We start from the raw sequence: 16427 nt of genomic DNA, 5'->3' as shown, positions 1-16427 counted from the left end.
GCACTTGAAAAATCGCGTCGGCGGCTCGTCGGCGGAACCGGTCTGTTTGATTGTGTACCAGGCCTTGCTGTGGCCGCAGTCCTCACAGGTGACGTCCTCGGCGGTGGGTTTGCCCTCGAAACTGTCGCCCTCCTCGGTCTCGATCAGTTCGTCGCCGCTCTGTTCTTCCGTGGAGACGAACTTCTCGGCGGCCGCCTCGTCTTTCTCCTGTTCAGCATCGCAGGAAGCACAGACCATCACGTCACCGTCGGCGTGCATCATGGAGCCGCAGTCGTCACAGAATTGCATGGTCGGGGGTGCCGAAACTCGGCCCCGAGCCACACTTGATTCTTTCGACTACTCAGAGCGGCTGGAGTGAATCTATGCCTCGGACCTCGAACCGCGCACCGCTGGAAGACTCGCCCCGTTCGTCTTCGGAGCCACCGCTCGCGCTACTCGCGGTGACCCAGTCACTCTCGGTCACGTCGACCGTCCAGCCGTGGGCCTCGACGACCCGCTGGACGATGGCGAGGCCGAGGCCCGTGCCGTCTTGATCGGTCGTAACGCCGGGCTCGAACACGTCCTCTCGCTCGTCCTCGGGGATGCCGGGGCCATTGTCTTCGAGAAAGAAACCCGTCCCGTCGGCGTTGCCCAGTGTCCCGACCCGAATCGTCGCGTCGGCCGCGCCGTGTTCCAGCGAGTTCCGGAAGAGGTTGGCCAGCGCCTGCTGAAGCCGCTCCGGGTCGGTCCGGAAGGTCGCCGCACCGTTTTCGACGGTCAGGGTCGCCTCGCTACCGTCGACGGTCGCCCAGGCAGCGGCGGTGACCGATTTCAGGCTTGTTCGCTCCCGTTCGTCGATGACCCGCCCCTCGCGCGCGAGTTCGAGAACGTCCTCGACGAGGGTACGCATCCGGTCCAGTGCCTGGGCGACGCGGTCGAACTGTTCGCCCTCGCCGGTCTCTCTAGCCGCGTCGAGGTAGGTTTCGGCGACCTCCAGGGGGTTTCGAAGGTCGTGGGAGACGACGCTGGCGAACGTCTCCAGGCGCTCGTTGCGCTCCGAGAGTCGCTCGACCTCCGCTCGCAGGTCCTGTTCGCTGTCAGGGCCATCACCGACTGCAGTGTAAAGCAGATACCCCCCGTCGTCGGTTGGAACGTTGCGCAGTCGAAAGCGGCGGTCGCCATCGGTGGTATTACAGACCGTCTCGCGGTCGAGATGATCGCCCGACTGGATGGCGCCCGCGACCACAGACAATGCGTCCTCGGCGGCCAGTGTCGCCCGGAGAGATACCTCGGCCCCATCGACCGCGAACGTCTCCCTGAACGCGGCGTTGATCGCCTCGACGACGGTGCCCTCGGCCCCTTTGCCGTACTGAACCACGGGGTCTGGATGGGCGCTCAACAACTCGTCGGCTCCGTCCCCCTCGTCCATCTGTGTGGCTTCTCCGTTTGGATAGCGCATTAGAGTAGCTATCGCCCGTTACGAGCGGTGAGCCGATTGTTCGGGCAGCGAAAGCGCGCAAAGGTATTTCACCGCGCCTCCAGTAATAGCCGTAGCGACTGTGCCCCACGAGTCCAGTACCGTGCCGAGCGTTCTCGTCGTCGACGACGAAGAGGATGTCGCAGAGGCCTACGCGATGAAGCTTCGCACGGACTACGACACCGAACTGGCGTTCGGTGGCGAAGCGGCGCTCGAAAAGGCCGACGCGACCACCGACGCCGTGCTGTTGGACCGTCGGATGCCGGACATTCACGGCGACGAGGTTCTCGAGGAGCTACGCGACCGGGGCCACGATTTTCCAATCATTATGGTGACTGCGGTCGACCCCGACCTCAACATTCTGGAGATGGATTTCGACGACTACCTGTGTAAACCGGTCGATAAAGAGACGCTCGGGTCGACGCTCGACCGGCACGTCGACCGGAGCGGAACCGACCCACAACTCGACGAGTTCTTCACTCTCCTCTCGAAGCTCTCCGTTCTGGAGTCGGAACTTCAGCCGAGAGAACTGGAAGAGGACGAGGAGTTTCAGCGCCTCAAGGCCCGCGCGGTGACGCTCAGCGAGGACCTCCGAGAGTCGATAGACGACTTCGAGGAGATCGTCGAGACCCACCGATCGGTCGACCGCGGGTCCAGGTCCTCACTCTGAATCGTCGCCGATATCGGCACCGCCGTCTTCGAGCGCGCGCTGCTCGGCGACGACCGGACAGTTCAGCAACCGTACCGTCTCCGTGTCGAGAAACTCGACGATAGCCGCGCCCTCGTACGTACACCCGATGTCCGGCGGTGAACTGAAGTGTTCACACCCCTCACAGAATCGGTGTTTCGACACCTCCGAGTACGTCCGTTCGTCGACCTCTAGCCCATCGCTCTCGAGGTCCTCCCAGACTGCGTCGGGGTCGATCTCGTCGGCACCGGCCGACTCGAAGGCGTCGAAGGGGTCGTCTTGCTCGCCCTGGCGGGGCGTCGAAAACGCCGCGAATGGGTCGTCCGTCGGTTCCGTCGAGGCGTCGCCGCCCGCGTCGTCGGGGGTCGGCGGCCCGGCCTCGCCGGCACTGTCGGCGCCGGCCGAGTCCGCGGTGTCGAAGGGGTCGTCGGGGAGTCGTCCCGGCGGCGTCGATGCGTCGGTTGGACTGTCCGCCGTGCCGTCCGCCGGGGTGGCGTCCGCGGCGTCGGGGTCGTCGGTGTCGGGTCGTTCCAGGTCCTCGAAGGGGTCGTCACTCGCATCCTCGGGCGTCTCGAAGGAATCGAACGGGTCTTTCTCGTCGTCAGCCATCCTCGTCCTCCGGGGCCTCGATACTCTGGGCCTTGACGAGTTTCGGACTGCCGAAGAATCCGTTCTTTGCTTCGACGTCGGTGACGACAGCCTCACAGTGTGGACACTCCGGGTCGGTCAACAGTCCGACCTGGACGCCGTTGCCACAGACGCTACACTTCGCGCGGTCCACGTCGAGTTTGGCGGCGGCGCGTTTGATTCCCTCGACGGAGGCGGCCCGTTTCGAGCCTACTCGGGAGTCGTCGCGCAGGTCACGGACGACGTGGGCGACCGTCCGGACCTTCTCCTCGAGGCCGTCGACAGTCTCTGTCAGGTCGTCGACTCGGGTTGCGGTCTCGTCGGTTCGCTCGTCCAGTTGGATTCGGAGCGTCTCGACCTGGTCCTCGACGGCCTCGACGTCGGTAGCGAGCCCGTCGATGCGGTCGGTCAGGTCGGGGTGCTCGTGGTCGGCCGGTGCTTTGTCGTCGGCCTCCTGTTTGACCTGAACGACGCGCTGGCGAACGTCCTGAATCTTGTCCATGTAGTCGTCTTCGACCGCCCCGAGGCGGTCGTCGAGCGCGTCCTGGAGGTGGCGCTCGACGGCCTCTTGCACCTCTGGCTCGACCTCTAGCTGGTCGGTAACGGCGTCTACGATATCGGGGAGGCGGTCAGCGAGAACGGCCTCGACGGCGGATTCGACGTCGACAACGTCGGCCAATGCCTCGGGGTCATCAGCGTCGAGGTCGTCGGTAGCACGGTAGGCGGCGAGCAGTTGAGCGAGAATAGTTTCGCGGTCAGTGCCGCGGTCGGTGGCCTGCTCGTCGAGCCACGCTGCCAACTCCGGCGGGAGCGAAACCGTCACCGGCTCGTCCGTCGGCTCACTGGCCATCTACTCGCAGTTAGCTCCTTCGCCAGTTAAGAGTTTGCCACAGTTTATCAACTCCTAAAACAACGGACGGTCGGGAGAGAGACACGCTCGCGCGGAAAATCGAGGTCGTGCAGGAGGCCGGTCCCGAAGGTGTCAGCGAATCTTTCGAACGTCGCTGATGTCGAAGCCGGCGTCGCCGACCTCCGTCTCGAAGCGAATGATATTCTCGTCTTCGATCCGCGAGAGGACGCCACGGAACTTCTTGAACACGAGCGTCCGAGCCCGTTCGGAGCCGCCCTGCTCCCACTCGAAGGTCATGGTCCCGTTGGCGGCATCGACGAGTTGACCGTGCTGTTCGGGTGTGACCGTCTCGTGGTTCACGTGGACGAGAATCAACCCGTTCCAGGAGTGGGCGGCTTTCTGGAGGCCTTTGACGAGATAGACGATGTCCGACCAGTCTCGGTCCTCACCGACAGCACTGATCAGGTCGGACAGCGAGTCCAGGACGATCAGGTTGCCCTGAGCGTGCTGGTTGAGGTGGTTGCCGAGGGCGGTGAAGAGGTCCTCGCGGTCGTGACGGCCGGCCATGTCCGTGATGTGCCCGGTTTCCTCGGCGTACCAGTCACGTGGGACGCTGCTGGTGTGGAAGTACGACTCGGCCATGTCGACGAACTCGACTGTGTCGAATGCCGACTCGACGATTTCGGTGTCCATCGTCCGGTTCATCTCCCGGTAAAGCTGGTCGCTGTCGGCGGTGAAGGAGATGTAGTGTATCTCGTCGGTGACGCTCGCGCCGGCCGCGAGGTCGCCGTAGTAGAGGTCATGGAGTTCCCGGTTTGCGTTGGCGAGCGCGTTGATCATCGCGCTCGTGTAGATGAACTCTCGGGAGCCGGCCCCCGCCTCACCCGACAGCAGGACGACGCTGCCCGGCGGTGCCCCCCCGTCGATGATCGGATCCAACTGTCGGATACCGAAGGGGATGCGGTCCATGCTTCTACAAGCGCACGGGGCGATTTACTACTTGCGGCGGGTTCGGCCGTCGAAACGCGTGTCAGCGGTCGATCCGAAGCCCGCGGTTTGCCGGTGCAGTCACGACGACCCGGCCGTCGACACCGGCGGCGTCGAGCGCTGCCCGTGCAGCGGCCCGGGCGTCGCCGACCACCTCGGCGTCGGTCAGCCCGTAGACAGCAGGTCCCCACGAGGACTGGCCGGTCCCCGCGACGGTCGAGTCGTTCGAGAGTTCGTCGACAATTCGGCCCGCAGGCGGGCGGTAAACGCCACCCTGTTCGTCCGCGTACCAAGCGCCGTTGAGCCGGCCGAGTTTCGACACTCCGTCACCGAAGGTGGTCCGGTCGCCCTCGGCGGCCGCCGGGAGAACCTGTCGGAGGAGGACACCGCCGATCTCGTCGGCGATACCCGGGTCCGCGCGTTCGACCACCGTGCGCATACTCTCGTCTTCGGCATCGCCGCTCCGGCCTGGTTCGGCGTCGGGAACGAGGACGACGAACCGCCAGTCGGTCGGGAGTTCGTGGCGTGCGGTCACCGGCGGGACCGTCCACGCGCCGTCGGCGGGCGGTGCGGCCGTGAACAGTTCGGTGGGGTGGCCGCCGTCGACGACGAATCCGCCGGCTTCGGCGACCGCGACGCCGACGCCGCTGCGGCCCCCACGGCCGAGTGTCGGGGCACGCCCACGGAGTTCCGGTTCGCGGTCGTGCGCGGCAGCGACCGCCGCGAGCGTCGCCATTGCGAGCTGCGTGCCGCTACCGAGGCCGACGTGACGCGGGAGGCGCTCGGCGACGGTCAACTCGACACCAGACACGCCGAGTAGGTCGACCGCCGTCCCTGCGTGGTCGGCCACGGTGTCGTCGTCACAGTGGACGCCCTCCGCGGACTCGGCCTCTAAGACCACTCGTGGCTCGTCGAGAGCGACACCGATACCGCCATAGAGCCGTTCGCGGGCCAGCGAGAGGTTCTGGAAGCCAAAGTGCAGACGCGCACCGGCGGCGACGCGAATCATACGACAGCGTAGTCACTCGGCGGTGATGGCAGTTGCGGGTCGGTCCGAGTCGGTTCGGGGACGAGACGGTGATTCGGTTCCAAAATCCGGGAAGTTAAATCGCCAGGGTAGCAATCTTACGGTCATGAGCCAGCAACCGCAGGAACCCGAGGGGCGGGAGGGAAAGCCCGACGACCTCCCGAGCAACGAGGTCACCGAAGGGACCGAGAAGGCACCTCACCGTGCGATGTTCCGCGCGATGGGCTACGACGACGAGGACCTGTCCTCGCCGATGGTCGGCGTCGCCAACCCCGCTGCCGACATCACGCCCTGTAACGTTCACCTCGACGACGTAGCCCAGTCTGCCTACGACGGCATCGACGAGGGCGAGGGGATGCCCATCGAGTTCGGCACGATTACCATCTCCGACGCCATCTCGATGGGTCACGAGGGCATGAAGGCCTCGTTGATTTCGCGGGAAGTCATCGCCGATTCGGTCGAACTCGTCGCGTTCGGCGAGCGCATGGACGGGCTGGTCACCCTCGGCGGCTGTGACAAGAACATGCCCGGGATGATGATGGCCTCAATCCGGACGGACCTGCCCAGCGTCTTCCTGTACGGTGGGTCGATCATGCCCGGCGAACACGAGGGTCGTGAGGTCACGATTCAGAACATGTTCGAGGGCGTCGGCGCGGTCGCCGACGGCGAGATGACTGAAGACGAACTCGACGAGATGGAGCGCAACGCCTGCCCCGGCGCGGGTTCCTGTGGTGGGATGTTCACCGCGAACACGATGGCCTCCATCTCGGAAGCGCTTGGGTTTTCACCCCTCGGCTCCGCCTCACCACCCGCCGAGGACGACTCCCGCTACGAGGTCGCCCGCGAGGCAGGCGACCTCGCGGTCGAGGTCGTCCGTGAGCGGCGCAAACCCTCCGACTTCCTCACGCGGGCGTCCTTCGAGAACGCCATCGCCCTGCAGGTCGCCATCGGCGGGTCGACCAACGCCGTCCTCCATTTGCTGGCGATGGCGGCCGAGGCAGGTATCGAGTTGAGCATCGAGGACTTCAACCGTATTAGCGCCCGTACACCGAAAATCGCCGACCTCCAGCCTGGCGGCGAGAAGGTGATGAACGACCTCCACGAAGTCGGCGGTGTGCCAGTCGTCCTCCGCGAGTTGCTGGACGCGGACCTGCTCCACGGCGACGCCCTGACCGTGACGGGCGAGACGATGGCCGAGGCCATCGAGTCCATCGAGCCGCCGGCCGTCGACGACCTGGACGCGGACTTTTTGAACACCGTCGCCGACCCGATCCACGAGCGCGGAGCGATTCGCATCCTCACGGGTAACCTCGCCCCAGAGGGCGCCGTCATCAAGATCACCGGCGAAGACCACCTCCACCACGAGGGGCCCGTCCGCGTCTTCGAGGAGGAGGCCGAGGCCATGGCGTACGTCCAGGAGGGCAACGTCGAGTCCGGTGACGTGATTGGCATCCGCAACGAGGGACCACGCGGTGGTCCCGGGATGCGTGAGATGCTAGGTGTCACCTCCGCGGTCGCCGGACAGGGTCACGCCGAGGACGTTGCGCTGTTCACCGACGGCCGCTTCTCCGGCGCGACGCGGGGCTTCTCCATCGGCCACGTCGCACCCGAAGCCCACGTCGGCGGTCCCATCGCGGCGCTGGAGGACGGTGACACCGTCACTATCGACATCGACGACCTCGAACTATCGGTAGACATCACCGAGGCGGAGATCGAGCGCCGTCTAGACGAGCGCGACCGCTCCGACCCCAACTACACGAACGGCGTGCTGGCGAAGTACGGCCGGATGTTCGACTCGGCGGCCAACGGCGCAGTGACCAATCCCGGCGCGAAGCAGGACTGAACGGAGTCCGGCATCTGCGCGAACGGAGTGAGCGCGGTTCGCGGGACCGAGTGCAACGAGGGCCCGTCTTTTTGTCCAGCTTTTACCACGAGTGGTCGCCTGCGGCGACCCGAAGAACTAAGCCGTGGTTGTGATCTGTTCTCAACCAAACATAAGTAGTTGGATGGTCGAACGCCCAGATAGCCATGGATGAAATACTCGAAGGAGCGGAAGTGGCAGCCGACTTCGGCCTGGAGGGTGTACTGGCCTGGATCGTCCGACTCGTGGGGCTGCTCGCGCTACTCGCGGGTGCGGGCATGTGGCTCGTCGCCGACATGTCCGTGTTCGTCCTGCCGGCAGCCCTGATGGTCGTCGGCCTCGTCCTGCTAATCGCGCCGAGTATCTTCCTGCTGTTCCTCGAGTAGTCGCCACAGATAGCGCCGTCAGACCGACTCGATGGTGACGTTGCCGCTGTCGGTGGCGGGGTGGAACCCGGCGGCGTTCCCGCCGGCCGTCACGTTCACCAGCAGCGCGCCCAGAGTACGATGAGCAGGTCAGTGTAGAGGTGATGCGGGAGCGCCACGCTCCCGTTCGGCACCGACTCGGCGGGGAACCTCACTGCTGGCCCCCACTGGTCTCGTCACCGCCCTGCTCGTCGCTCCCGTCGCCAGCCATCTTTTGGGCGTCCTCGACGGCGGCCGACACCATGCGCCGCCCGAGAACTGCGTATGCCCCGGCCAGCACGAGCGCGATGGTCACGACCTCGTAGAACGTGTCGACGAGGTACGCTAGTCAGGCACTCCGCTGGCAATTCGGAGGTGGTACCAGCATCCGCGCGAGCGAAGCGAGCGCGGTTCACTCGGCGCGAAGCCGAAGGCTGAGCGCCGAGGAGTTTTTCCCCACGTTTTTACGAGGAGCGGTCGCGCTCTGCGCGACCCGACGTCGCCCGAAAGAGCGTCGCGCGCTTTCGGGATCACGAGAGAGCTTCGCTCTCTCGGATGAAAGTAAAAAGTGGTATGGGACCGCCGAGATTCGAACTCAGGTCCGACGCACCCCATGCGCCGAGGATACCGCTACCCCACGGTCCCGCACTCGGGTTGACGAGAGTCCCCGGATTAAGCGTGTCGTTTTGCGCCTACACCAGTACACGGTCTAACTCGACGACGGTTCCGGATTCGCCTTCGGGGTCGCCGGCGAGCCGGCCGAGACAGACGGCCGCCTCGTCCGGTGTGTAGCAGGCTACGAGCGGTCGGTCAGCCACGTCGTCGGCACCCGGCTCCGATTCGATGACCCCCGGTGCGTACACCGACGCCCCCTCGGCGACCTGCTCGGCGGCGCTGGGGGCGATGGTCACGCTGGAGAGCGGTCCCAGAGCGCGCTCGGCGGGGTCAACGACCGCCTGGAGTGGGGTGGAATCGCCGTCTTCCTCCCACCACGCGAGGGCGTCGGCGAGGTCCTCCAGCGTCACTAGGTCGCGGCTGTCGAACTGGCCGGTCGCCGTGCGCCGGAGGTGGCCCATGTGCGCGCCGGTGCCCAGCGCCAGGCCGACGTCGTGGCAGAGCTTTCTGATGTAGGTGCCGCTCGCACAGCGGACGCGCAGGAGTGCACGGCGGTCCGCGACTTCCAGCACGTCCAGGTCGTGAATCTCCCGGATCCGGAGCTGGCGTTTGACCGCGCTCTTGCGGGGCGGTTTCTGGTAGATGTGGCCCTCGAACTCCGCGACGACGGATTCGAGATCGGCGGGTGCTCGTCCGTGGAGTTCGAGGACAGCGACGTACTCCTTGATAGCGTCGTCGAACACCTGTGCCATCCGGGTGGCGTCGCCGAGCAGGAGGGGAAGCGAGCCCGTGACCTTCGGGTCGAGCGTGCCGGCGTGAGCCACGCCGTCGATGCCGCCCGGAACTGTCTCGGCGACCATGTCCCGGACCCAGGCGGCCACTTGATGCGCGGAGGGGCCTGGCGGTTTGTCCAGGTTGACGACACCGAACTGAAGCAGGTCCGGAATCGACCGGTCGTCGGGAGCGCCGCGGTCGACCATCAGAACTCGTAGCGGACCCCTTCGACCGGGTACGTCCCCTCGTCGTGGTCGGGGCTGTAGGACTCGGCGGCCGACAGCACGAACGAGAGGCAGGCGTCGGCTTCCCAGCGGGCCGTGTTCACGGTCAAGTCGTAGATCGAGCGGTCCTCGATGTCGATACCGTAATACTCCCGGTAACGCTGGGCTTCGCTGGCGGCGCGGGCGCGTGTCTCCTCGAGGACCTCCTCGAGGGGCTTGTTCTCGCGGTCGGCGATGCGGTCGGCCCGCACGTCGAGAGGTGCGTCGAGCCACACCCGGAGGTCGGCGTACTCGGCGGCCATCCAGCCGGCCAACCGCGATTCCAGCACCAGGTCGGTCGACTCACGCGCGGTCTCGCGAAGCCGACAGTCCAGGTCGCGGTCGATCTGGGCGTCTTCCTCGGCGAGTTCGTTGAACTCGACCAGCGAGCAACCGCGCTCGTCGGCCAGCGCGCGGAAGATGTCACCCCCACTGACGTGCTCGTGGCCGAGCGCGTCGGCCAGTCCCGCCGCGAGCGTACTTTTGCCGCTCCCCGCGGGGCCGGAGACGGTAATCAGCATATTAGACCTGCGGTAGTCGCGGTAAAAGAGGTTGTGTCTTCGACCGGAATGGCCGTCAGGACAGAGCAGTGTCCAACCGCAACGGTCCAGTGCCGGGACACACGGTCGACCGCCCGGTCCTGCCGGGCCTGCCGAGGCAGTGCTGGCGTCGGTCACCCGTGGGCTGTTTAGCGTGCTGGTCAACCGCCTCGGGGTCAAGCCCCGAGGCTTGTCAGTGGACTCCCGTTCTAACCGAGTAATTCGGCAGGTGTGTACTCACCATTCACGTTCAACGCCCCTGACTTGAGGGCCAGTTGACTGGTGGCCCATCCACCGCGAGACTTCTGCCCACGATGGATATACCCGCAATATCGGTTGGCAATGTTCTTCGCCGCGTTGTAGTCTGCGTTTGCTTCGTGCCCACAGTCCTGACACACGAACGCTTTGTCGTCGCGGTTGTCCTCGTGTGTAAACCCACAGTGCGAACACCGCTGGCTTGTGTAGGCTGGATTGACGAAATCAACGAACAACGCCGTGGATTCCGCCTTGTATTCGACTAATTCCACGAACTTCGCGTAGGCCCACTGCTGGAACTGACTGCCGTTCGCAATGTTCTCGCGGATGTGGTCAAGATTCTCGAAAATGATGCCGTCCACATCCCCAGACTGGGCTTCCGCGATGAGGTCGTTCGCTCGGTTGTGCAACCAGTCCAGCGACCACTCGCTGAACGCACTGCCGATGGATTGAATGGTGAGGTGTGCCGAGCGCGTTCCTGTCTGTTGCAGTTTGCCGCGGCGTTGCTCGTACTGGTCGCGTTTGTGGTTCAGGTAGTCAGCACTGCCGATGAACGCACCTGTGGAGGTGACGGCAAACACGCCGGTCACGTTCAAATCCACTCCAAGAACCACTCCGTTCTTTTCGTGGTCGTCGGGTGACTCGGCTTCGTGGCGTTCCGCGCCGTCAACCTCGTAGTCTGGATTTTTCAGCGTGACGTGCAGGGAGAACGTGTCTTCCTGTTCGTCGTACTGGAGTGTGGCAGTTGAAGCATCCCAGTCGTCGCTCTCGTAGTACCGACCGAACGGTGTGCCTTCACGTTCGCTTTCCGGTTGGAGAACATAGTCAGTTTTGACCCGCCCGTTTGGTGTCGAAAGTGTCGCGTGGTCATCGTTGAACGTCGCAGAGCGTTTGTCATAGACGACGCTCCATGAGTCAAATTCTGGTTGACTTGTTTTCTCGCCCTGTTTCAGTTTCTCAACGCCGCCTGTGACGGCTTCGATAGCACGGCGAATGCCTTTCTGGACGAGGTTGGCGGTGAGGTCGGTTTCCTCGCGCAAGTCGTCGTACAGCGCGTTTTCGGCTTTGTTTTTGCTGGTGATGCAGTAGTCGTCGTAGCGCCACGCCCAGTCACTTGTGCGGTTTGCACAGTGGAGGAATTGCTGTTTGGTTTGATGGAGGTCGCCACGACGCTGTTCGGGCACGTCGAGTTTGATGGGTACGGTACGCCGTGGCGCGTCGTCAATCGTGGCTCACATTTAGAGTTACTACCTAATACATATTTATATTATTGTGGTGGAGTCGGCCCTGTTGTTGAGCGTTGTTTGAGTCATGAAGTGTCGGCTTCCTCCACGGGGTCAAGCCCCGTGGCATCCGCCTTGTACCGCCTGTGAAGAAGAGTCGGGAGGCGTCGAGGAGAGAGGACTACGCGCCGATCAGGTCGGCGTCGTCTGGATGTTCAGCGACTTCCGGATGATCTGGGTGAAGCCCATCGAGCAGAGGAAGTACCAGAGAATCCACGCTTGGAGTGGGCCGAGGACACCGGTCTGCCAGCTGATGTCCCCGATCAGCGGGAGGACGACGCTCTGTGCGTCGATCTGACCGGTCCCGAGCAGCCAGTACATCCACAGGAACACCGGGATGGTCAGCAGCATGATCCAGACCATCGGCCGGAACTGCTCTTTGAACATGCCCATCTGGTCGCCCATGGCGTCCATCTGTTCCTGCTGGATGCGGTCCAGCGCCTCGTCGTCGCCGCGTTCTTTGGCCTCCTTGCGACGTTCCTGAATCTCCTGCATCTGTTCCTGGTACTCGCTCATCTTGTCCATGTCCATCAGGTTGGCCTGCAACAGCGTCGAGTACAGACCCGTGAGCATGGCCAGAACCATAACGACGACGTAGAACGGAACCATCGCTTCCAGTGGCCCGAACAGCACGTCGAGGGTACCGCCGATAGCGTTGCGGATCGACGGCAGCGAGTAGCCGGCCATCATCCCTACCGCGCCGACGCCGGCTAGCTTGTCGTAACTCGACCACGAGGATTCCTCGTCACCGTCGGCGGCCGCGTCGCTCACGTCGTCGTCGGCGAGCGCGTCGCGGACACCTTCGGGGTCGTCGACGACGAACCCGGTGCCGTCGGCGTCGACGAGCAGTCCCTTCTCAATGAGGCGACCCCACTGGCCGCTCGTCATCTCGCCGCTGACGTCACTCCACTCGACGGTTCCGTTGTCCTCGACGACGTCAAGGACTGCTTGGAGCGCGTCCATCAGCTCGCTTTCCTCCCGGGCGAGTGACTCTACTTTCTCGGCGGTACGTGGCATTATCTAAGCTATGGGTACCACCGGTAATCAAGCTTTTACTCTGGCGTCGAGGAGAACGGCGGTCGTCCGGCCGGTCAGGTTCGGTTTTCGACCGCAGCCTCGATGTCCGCCCAAACCTCGTCGGGAGTCTGTTCGCCGTCGACCTCGACGAACCCCTCGTCGTCGCGGTACTGGTCGATTACCGGCGCGGTGTTGTCATCGAACACATCGAGGCGGTTGTTCACAGAGGCCTCGTTGTCGTCCTCGCGCTGGATCAACTCGCCGCCGCAGTCGTCACAGATGCCGTCGTCCTCGGGCTGGTCGAACTCGACGTGGAAGTTGGTGCCGCAGTCGTCACAGACCCGGCGGCCGGTCAGCCGGTCGACGAGTTCGTCGCGGCTAACCGACAGCGAGAGAATCACGTCGAGGTCGGTCATGTCTGTGAGTTCGTCGGCCTGCTCCATATTGCGCGGGTAGCCGTCCAGTACGTAGCCGTCGGCGCTCTGGAGGGCCTCCTCAACAATGGCGTTGACGACGGCGTCCGGGACGAGGTCGCCCGCCTCCATGTACTCGCGTGGCGTGTCGTACTCGGTATCCATGTCGCTGATGTCCATGTCTTTGTTCCCCCGTAGGGCGTCGCCGGTGGTGACGTGTTCCACGTCGAACCGCTCGGCAATCCGGCTGCTCTGTGTCCCTTTGCCTGCGCCCGGCGGGCCGAGAATCAGCACGTGTACCGCTGTCATGAGACTGTCTTCTCCAGCACGGGATTTGTACCTGTTGCTCTGAGTCGTCGTCGCAACTCGTCGAAGGACCCCGCTTTTGTCCCTGGCCGTCCTGAGTTCGGACATGACCGCCGACGGGAGCGATCCGGCCGAGCGGCGGACAGCAGTCGCGAAGGCCATCGTCGCCCACCGCAGGGCCGGGAGCGAGTCGCCGGTTCGGCTCACGGCCCCGAACGCGCCGACAGTCAGTTACCGCGACCGTGAGGTCGTCGTCCACGTCGACGACGTCGAACGTGACCGACTGGACGCGGTGCTGTCGGAGTTTTCGGTGTTCAAACTCGCACAGCCCGCGACACGCAAAGCGCCGGACGGCGAGGTTCACGTCTCGGCCATCGCGGACCCGAAACACGCTGCGGACTTCCTGGACCGGTTGTTTCTCGACGTGTTCGGTCAGCCCGAGAACTACGACCTCCGAGTCGAAGGGTGAGGCGTCGGGTCGTAGTCGATACGTTTTCAGCACCGCCGTCTGAATCGTGTCGTTAGATGTACATCGTTATCGTCGGTGCTGGCGACATCGGCACACCCCTCATCGAAATCGCGACCGTGGGGGGTAACGAGGTCGTCGTCATCGAACGCGACGAGAAGCGTGCCGAGCGGGCCGCTTCACAGTACGACTGTCTGGTCCTCCAGGACGACGCGACGGTCAAAGAGACCCTCGAAGAAGCCGGAGCCCCACGGGCCGACGCCCTCATCAGCACGACCGACCAGGATGCCACGAACATCATGATCTGTCTGCTGGCACAGGAACTGGAGGTTCCGGAAGTCGTCTCTGTCGTCCACAACCCCGAGCATATGAGCCTCTTTCGGCAGATCGGTGTCAACACGATGGAGAATCCACAGCGGCTCATCGCCGAACACCTCTATCGGGCGGTCAAGCGTCCCTCTATCGTCGACTTCATGCGAATCGGCGAAGCGGCGGAGGTGTTCGAAATCAGGGTCAACCGCGGGGCTCCGATCGCCGGGCTGACGCTCTCGGACGCCGCAGCGGAGGGATTCATCGGCGGCGACATGCTGATCGTCGCCATCGAACGCGACGGTGAGGGGGAGCCCATCACGCCGCGCGGGAGTACACAGCTTCAGGTCGACGACTTCCTGACAGTGTACTCGGCCACCGGCGCGACGCCGGAGGTTACGGACGTGTTCGGCCACGAGGAAGACCACGACTGAGATGAGTCGACAGCGACCCGAAGTCCCCGACGATTTGGCGACCATCACCCGGGACATCGGTTCACTACTGCTGATCGAGTCGGCCCTGATGACGATCACCGCCGCGGTTGCGGCCGGGTTCGGCGAGTTCTACGCAACTCTCGCATTCCTCCTCGCCGGTGGACTCGCCGCGGGAGTGGGCGGGCTGATGAACCGCGGGTTCGCCGGGGCACCGGCCCCGAAAATGAAACACGGAATGGTTATCGCCGCCGGCGGCTGGTTCATGACCGCGGTGTTCGGCGCGGTGCCATTCCTCCTCACCGCGTGGCTGACACCCCCGACGGTGATGGACACGTTCGTCCCTGCGGCCGCAGACTGGGAGCCGATCCGGGTCGGCGGGACCACCACCCTGTCGAGTCTCGCGTACTTCCGGAGCCCGCTCCACGCCGTGTTCGAGAGCATGAGCGGCTGGACGGGGAGCGGACTCACGATGGCCGTCCACGAGCCGTCGCTCCCGCGAGCGATCCAGTGGTGGCGCTCGTTCATCCAGTGGGTCGGCGGCGTCGGTGTAATCGTCCTGACGGTCTCGATCCTCGCCCGCCCCGGGAGCGGGAGCTACGCCCTCTACCGGAGCGAGGCCCGCGAGGAGAAGATCCACCCAAGCGTCGTCTCCACGGTCCGGACGGTCTGGAAACTCGTCGTCGGGTACACACTCCTCTCGGTCGTGTTGCTGTTCGGTGCCATCTCCCTGAGCGAGAGTGCCTACACGCGGTCGCTCCCGCTGTGGGAGGTGGGCTGGCAGGCTCTGAACCACGCCATGACTGGGCTGACGACCGGCGGATTCAGCGTCACCGACAATTCCATCGGGACATACCACTCCCCGCTGGTCGAGTTCGTCCTGCTCCCGATCATGATTCTCGGTGCTATCGCCTTCCCGATTCACTACGTCCTCCTGCACGACCGCGACCTGCGGGAACTCGTCGCCGACCTCCAGACTCGATGGCTGTTCGCGTTACTCGCGCTGGGCGTGGTCGTCCTCTCGGCTCAGAACGTCACGTCGGTTCGGGTCGCAGCCGACGCGTTCACCGGCCCGGCGTTCCTGTCGGTACCCGGACTCGACGCGCCGGCGCTAGACGCCGCCCGTGACTCGACTTTCCAGTGGGTGAGCGCGCTGACCTGTACCGGCTTCCAGTCGGCCCCGATCGGCCGCTGGCTCGCCGGCGGGAAGATACTCGTCGTCGGGGCGATGACCCTCGGCGGAGCCGCCGGGTCGACGGTCGGCGGGATCAAGATCGTGCGTGGCTACACCATCGCCCGGGGAATCATCTGGCAGTTTTCGCGGGTCTTCCTGCCGAAAAACACAGTCGTCGTGGCTCGTATCGGGGACAGACAGTTGGACCGTGAGGAGATGGAACGGGAGTTCAGCGAGGCCGCCATCGTCACGATACTGTGGGTCCTCCTGCTGATCGCCAGCAGCGTCGTCCTGAGCAACCTCGCTGGGCCCGGCTTCGGGTACGCCGACGCGCTGTTCGAGGTGGCCAGCGCACAGGGTAACGTCGGCCTCTCCTCGGGCATCACCGGGCCGTCGATGCACCCGGTCGCCGAGGGACTGTTCGTCCTCAACATGTGGATCGGCCGTCTGGAGATCATCCCGGTCCTCGTGTTCGTCCGCTCGGCGGTCTACGGACTGAACCCCTGAGGGTCGCGGCCGAGTGGCTCGTGGGCTCAGCCGGAGTCCTCTAGTTTGCTGATGAAAAGCGCCAGCACCGGGATGATTTCGAGCCGGCCGATCCACATCAGGAAGATCATCAGGAGCTTCGAGTAGTTCGAGAAGTCGAGGAAACTCCCGAACGGCCCCAGCGGGCCAAAGCCAG

19 protein-coding genes and 1 tRNA gene are annotated in these 16427 nt (G+C 64.5%); 6 read left to right on the top strand and 14 right to left on the bottom strand.

The annotated features are described in order from the left end of the window. Together Q0964_RS05795 and Q0964_RS05790 are read right to left on the bottom strand one after the other, a co-directional pair. On the bottom strand, positions 1-288 hold a 288-nt coding region (locus tag Q0964_RS05795; RefSeq protein ID WP_299264640.1), incomplete at its 3' end, for an RPA12/RPB9/RPC11 RNA polymerase family protein. A 52-nt stretch (positions 289-340) separates the two neighbouring features. Further along, positions 341-1408 carry a sensor histidine kinase gene (locus Q0964_RS05790; protein ID WP_299264637.1) on the bottom strand — a complete coding sequence of 356 codons (1068 nt, stop codon included), beginning with the start codon at positions 1406-1408 and terminating at the stop codon, positions 341-343. A 130-nt stretch (positions 1409-1538) separates the two neighbouring features. On the opposite strand from Q0964_RS05790, the gene Q0964_RS05785 reads away from it, so the two are divergent. Then, positions 1539-2126 (top strand): response regulator transcription factor, encoded by a 588-nt coding sequence (locus Q0964_RS05785; protein WP_299264635.1) that lies wholly within the window; start codon positions 1539-1541, stop codon positions 2124-2126. Here the strand turns inward: Q0964_RS05785 and Q0964_RS05780 are convergent. The 4 genes from Q0964_RS05780 to Q0964_RS05765 form a co-directional block, all read right to left on the bottom strand. Further along, a complete protein-coding gene (locus Q0964_RS05780) occupies positions 2118-2753 on the bottom strand; it encodes a DUF8135 domain-containing protein (RefSeq protein ID WP_299264633.1) in 636 nt (211 codons plus the stop codon). The two genes, Q0964_RS05785 and Q0964_RS05780, sit on opposite strands and share 9 nt — an antisense overlap. Continuing rightward, positions 2746-3621 carry a hypothetical protein gene (locus tag Q0964_RS05775; RefSeq protein WP_299264630.1) on the bottom strand — a complete coding sequence of 292 codons (876 nt, stop codon included), beginning with the start codon at positions 3619-3621 and terminating at the stop codon, positions 2746-2748. The genes Q0964_RS05780 and Q0964_RS05775 overlap by 8 nt, the downstream gene beginning before the upstream one ends. A 132-nt stretch (positions 3622-3753) precedes the next feature. Continuing rightward, the gene (locus Q0964_RS05770; protein WP_299264627.1) at positions 3754-4590 is read right to left on the bottom strand and encodes an RAD55 family ATPase; all 837 of its coding nucleotides are present in this window, start codon (positions 4588-4590) and stop codon (positions 3754-3756) included. A 61-nt stretch (positions 4591-4651) separates the two neighbouring features. Then, positions 4652-5617: a beta-ribofuranosylaminobenzene 5'-phosphate synthase family protein gene (locus Q0964_RS05765; RefSeq protein WP_299264624.1), complete on the bottom strand. Its 966-nt coding sequence runs from the start codon at positions 5615-5617 to the stop codon at positions 4652-4654. Between the two features lie 124 nt (positions 5618-5741). On the opposite strand from Q0964_RS05765, the gene ilvD reads away from it, so the two are divergent. Together ilvD and Q0964_RS05755 are read left to right on the top strand one after the other, a co-directional pair. Next, a complete protein-coding gene (gene ilvD, locus Q0964_RS05760; RefSeq protein ID WP_299264621.1) occupies positions 5742-7478 on the top strand; it encodes a dihydroxy-acid dehydratase in 1737 nt (578 codons plus the stop codon). 185 nt (positions 7479-7663) lie between these two features. After that, a complete protein-coding gene (locus tag Q0964_RS05755) occupies positions 7664-7882 on the top strand; it encodes a hypothetical protein (protein WP_299264620.1) in 219 nt (72 codons plus the stop codon). 190 nt (positions 7883-8072) lie between these two features. Here the strand turns inward: Q0964_RS05755 and Q0964_RS05750 are convergent, their stop codons facing one another. The 7 genes from Q0964_RS05750 to Q0964_RS05720 all read right to left on the bottom strand — a co-directional run bounded on the left by Q0964_RS05750 (position 8073) and on the right by Q0964_RS05720 (position 13368). Then, the gene (locus tag Q0964_RS05750; protein ID WP_299264618.1) at positions 8073-8216 is read right to left on the bottom strand and encodes a hypothetical protein; all 144 of its coding nucleotides are present in this window, start codon (positions 8214-8216) and stop codon (positions 8073-8075) included. A 258-nt stretch (positions 8217-8474) separates the two neighbouring features. Then, a tRNA-Pro gene (locus tag Q0964_RS05745) sits at positions 8475-8545 on the bottom strand. A gap of 47 nt (positions 8546-8592) precedes the next feature. After that, positions 8593-9495, bottom strand: a complete 903-nt coding sequence (locus Q0964_RS05740) for an RNA-guided pseudouridylation complex pseudouridine synthase subunit Cbf5 (RefSeq protein WP_299264616.1) — start codon at positions 9493-9495, stop codon at positions 8593-8595. Next, positions 9495-10073: a (d)CMP kinase gene (cmk, locus tag Q0964_RS05735; protein ID WP_299264614.1), complete on the bottom strand. Its 579-nt coding sequence runs from the start codon at positions 10071-10073 to the stop codon at positions 9495-9497. The genes Q0964_RS05740 and cmk overlap by 1 nt, the downstream gene beginning before the upstream one ends. A gap of 227 nt (positions 10074-10300) precedes the next feature. Next, positions 10301-11572, bottom strand: coding sequence for an RNA-guided endonuclease InsQ/TnpB family protein (locus Q0964_RS05730; protein ID WP_349254435.1), 1272 nt, complete (start codon positions 11570-11572; stop codon positions 10301-10303). Between the two features lie 189 nt (positions 11573-11761). Continuing rightward, on the bottom strand, positions 11762-12646 hold the full coding sequence (locus tag Q0964_RS05725; RefSeq protein ID WP_299264609.1) for a DUF106 domain-containing protein: 885 nt from the start codon (positions 12644-12646) through the stop codon (positions 11762-11764). A 74-nt stretch (positions 12647-12720) separates the two neighbouring features. Beyond that, positions 12721-13368 (bottom strand): adenylate kinase, encoded by a 648-nt coding sequence (locus Q0964_RS05720; protein ID WP_299264607.1) that lies wholly within the window; start codon positions 13366-13368, stop codon positions 12721-12723. 103 nt (positions 13369-13471) lie between these two features. Between Q0964_RS05720 and Q0964_RS05715 the strand changes: the two genes are divergently transcribed. Genes Q0964_RS05715 through Q0964_RS05705 form a run of 3 tightly spaced genes read left to right on the top strand, consistent with a single transcriptional unit; the run spans position 13472 to position 16252 of the window. Next, the gene (locus Q0964_RS05715; RefSeq protein ID WP_299264599.1) at positions 13472-13834 is read left to right on the top strand and encodes a DUF7975 family protein; all 363 of its coding nucleotides are present in this window, start codon (positions 13472-13474) and stop codon (positions 13832-13834) included. A gap of 56 nt (positions 13835-13890) precedes the next feature. After that, positions 13891-14574 carry a potassium channel family protein gene (locus Q0964_RS05710; protein WP_299264597.1) on the top strand — a complete coding sequence of 228 codons (684 nt, stop codon included), beginning with the start codon at positions 13891-13893 and terminating at the stop codon, positions 14572-14574. A gap of 1 nt (position 14575) precedes the next feature. Continuing rightward, on the top strand, positions 14576-16252 hold the full coding sequence (locus tag Q0964_RS05705) for a potassium transporter TrkG (RefSeq protein WP_299264593.1): 1677 nt from the start codon (positions 14576-14578) through the stop codon (positions 16250-16252). A gap of 26 nt (positions 16253-16278) precedes the next feature. Here the strand turns inward: Q0964_RS05705 and Q0964_RS05700 are convergent. Continuing rightward, positions 16279-16427: potassium transporter TrkG (locus Q0964_RS05700; RefSeq protein WP_299264642.1), on the bottom strand; the 149-nt coding region annotated here is incomplete at its 5' end.

Origin of the sequence: Halorientalis sp., assembly GCF_028275115.1 — an archaeon.
Taxonomy (GTDB): Archaea; Halobacteriota; Halobacteria; order Halobacteriales; family Haloarculaceae; genus Halorientalis.
The sequence above is the reverse complement of the archived record's forward strand: the minus strand, read 5'-3'. Positions and strand labels throughout refer to the sequence as shown.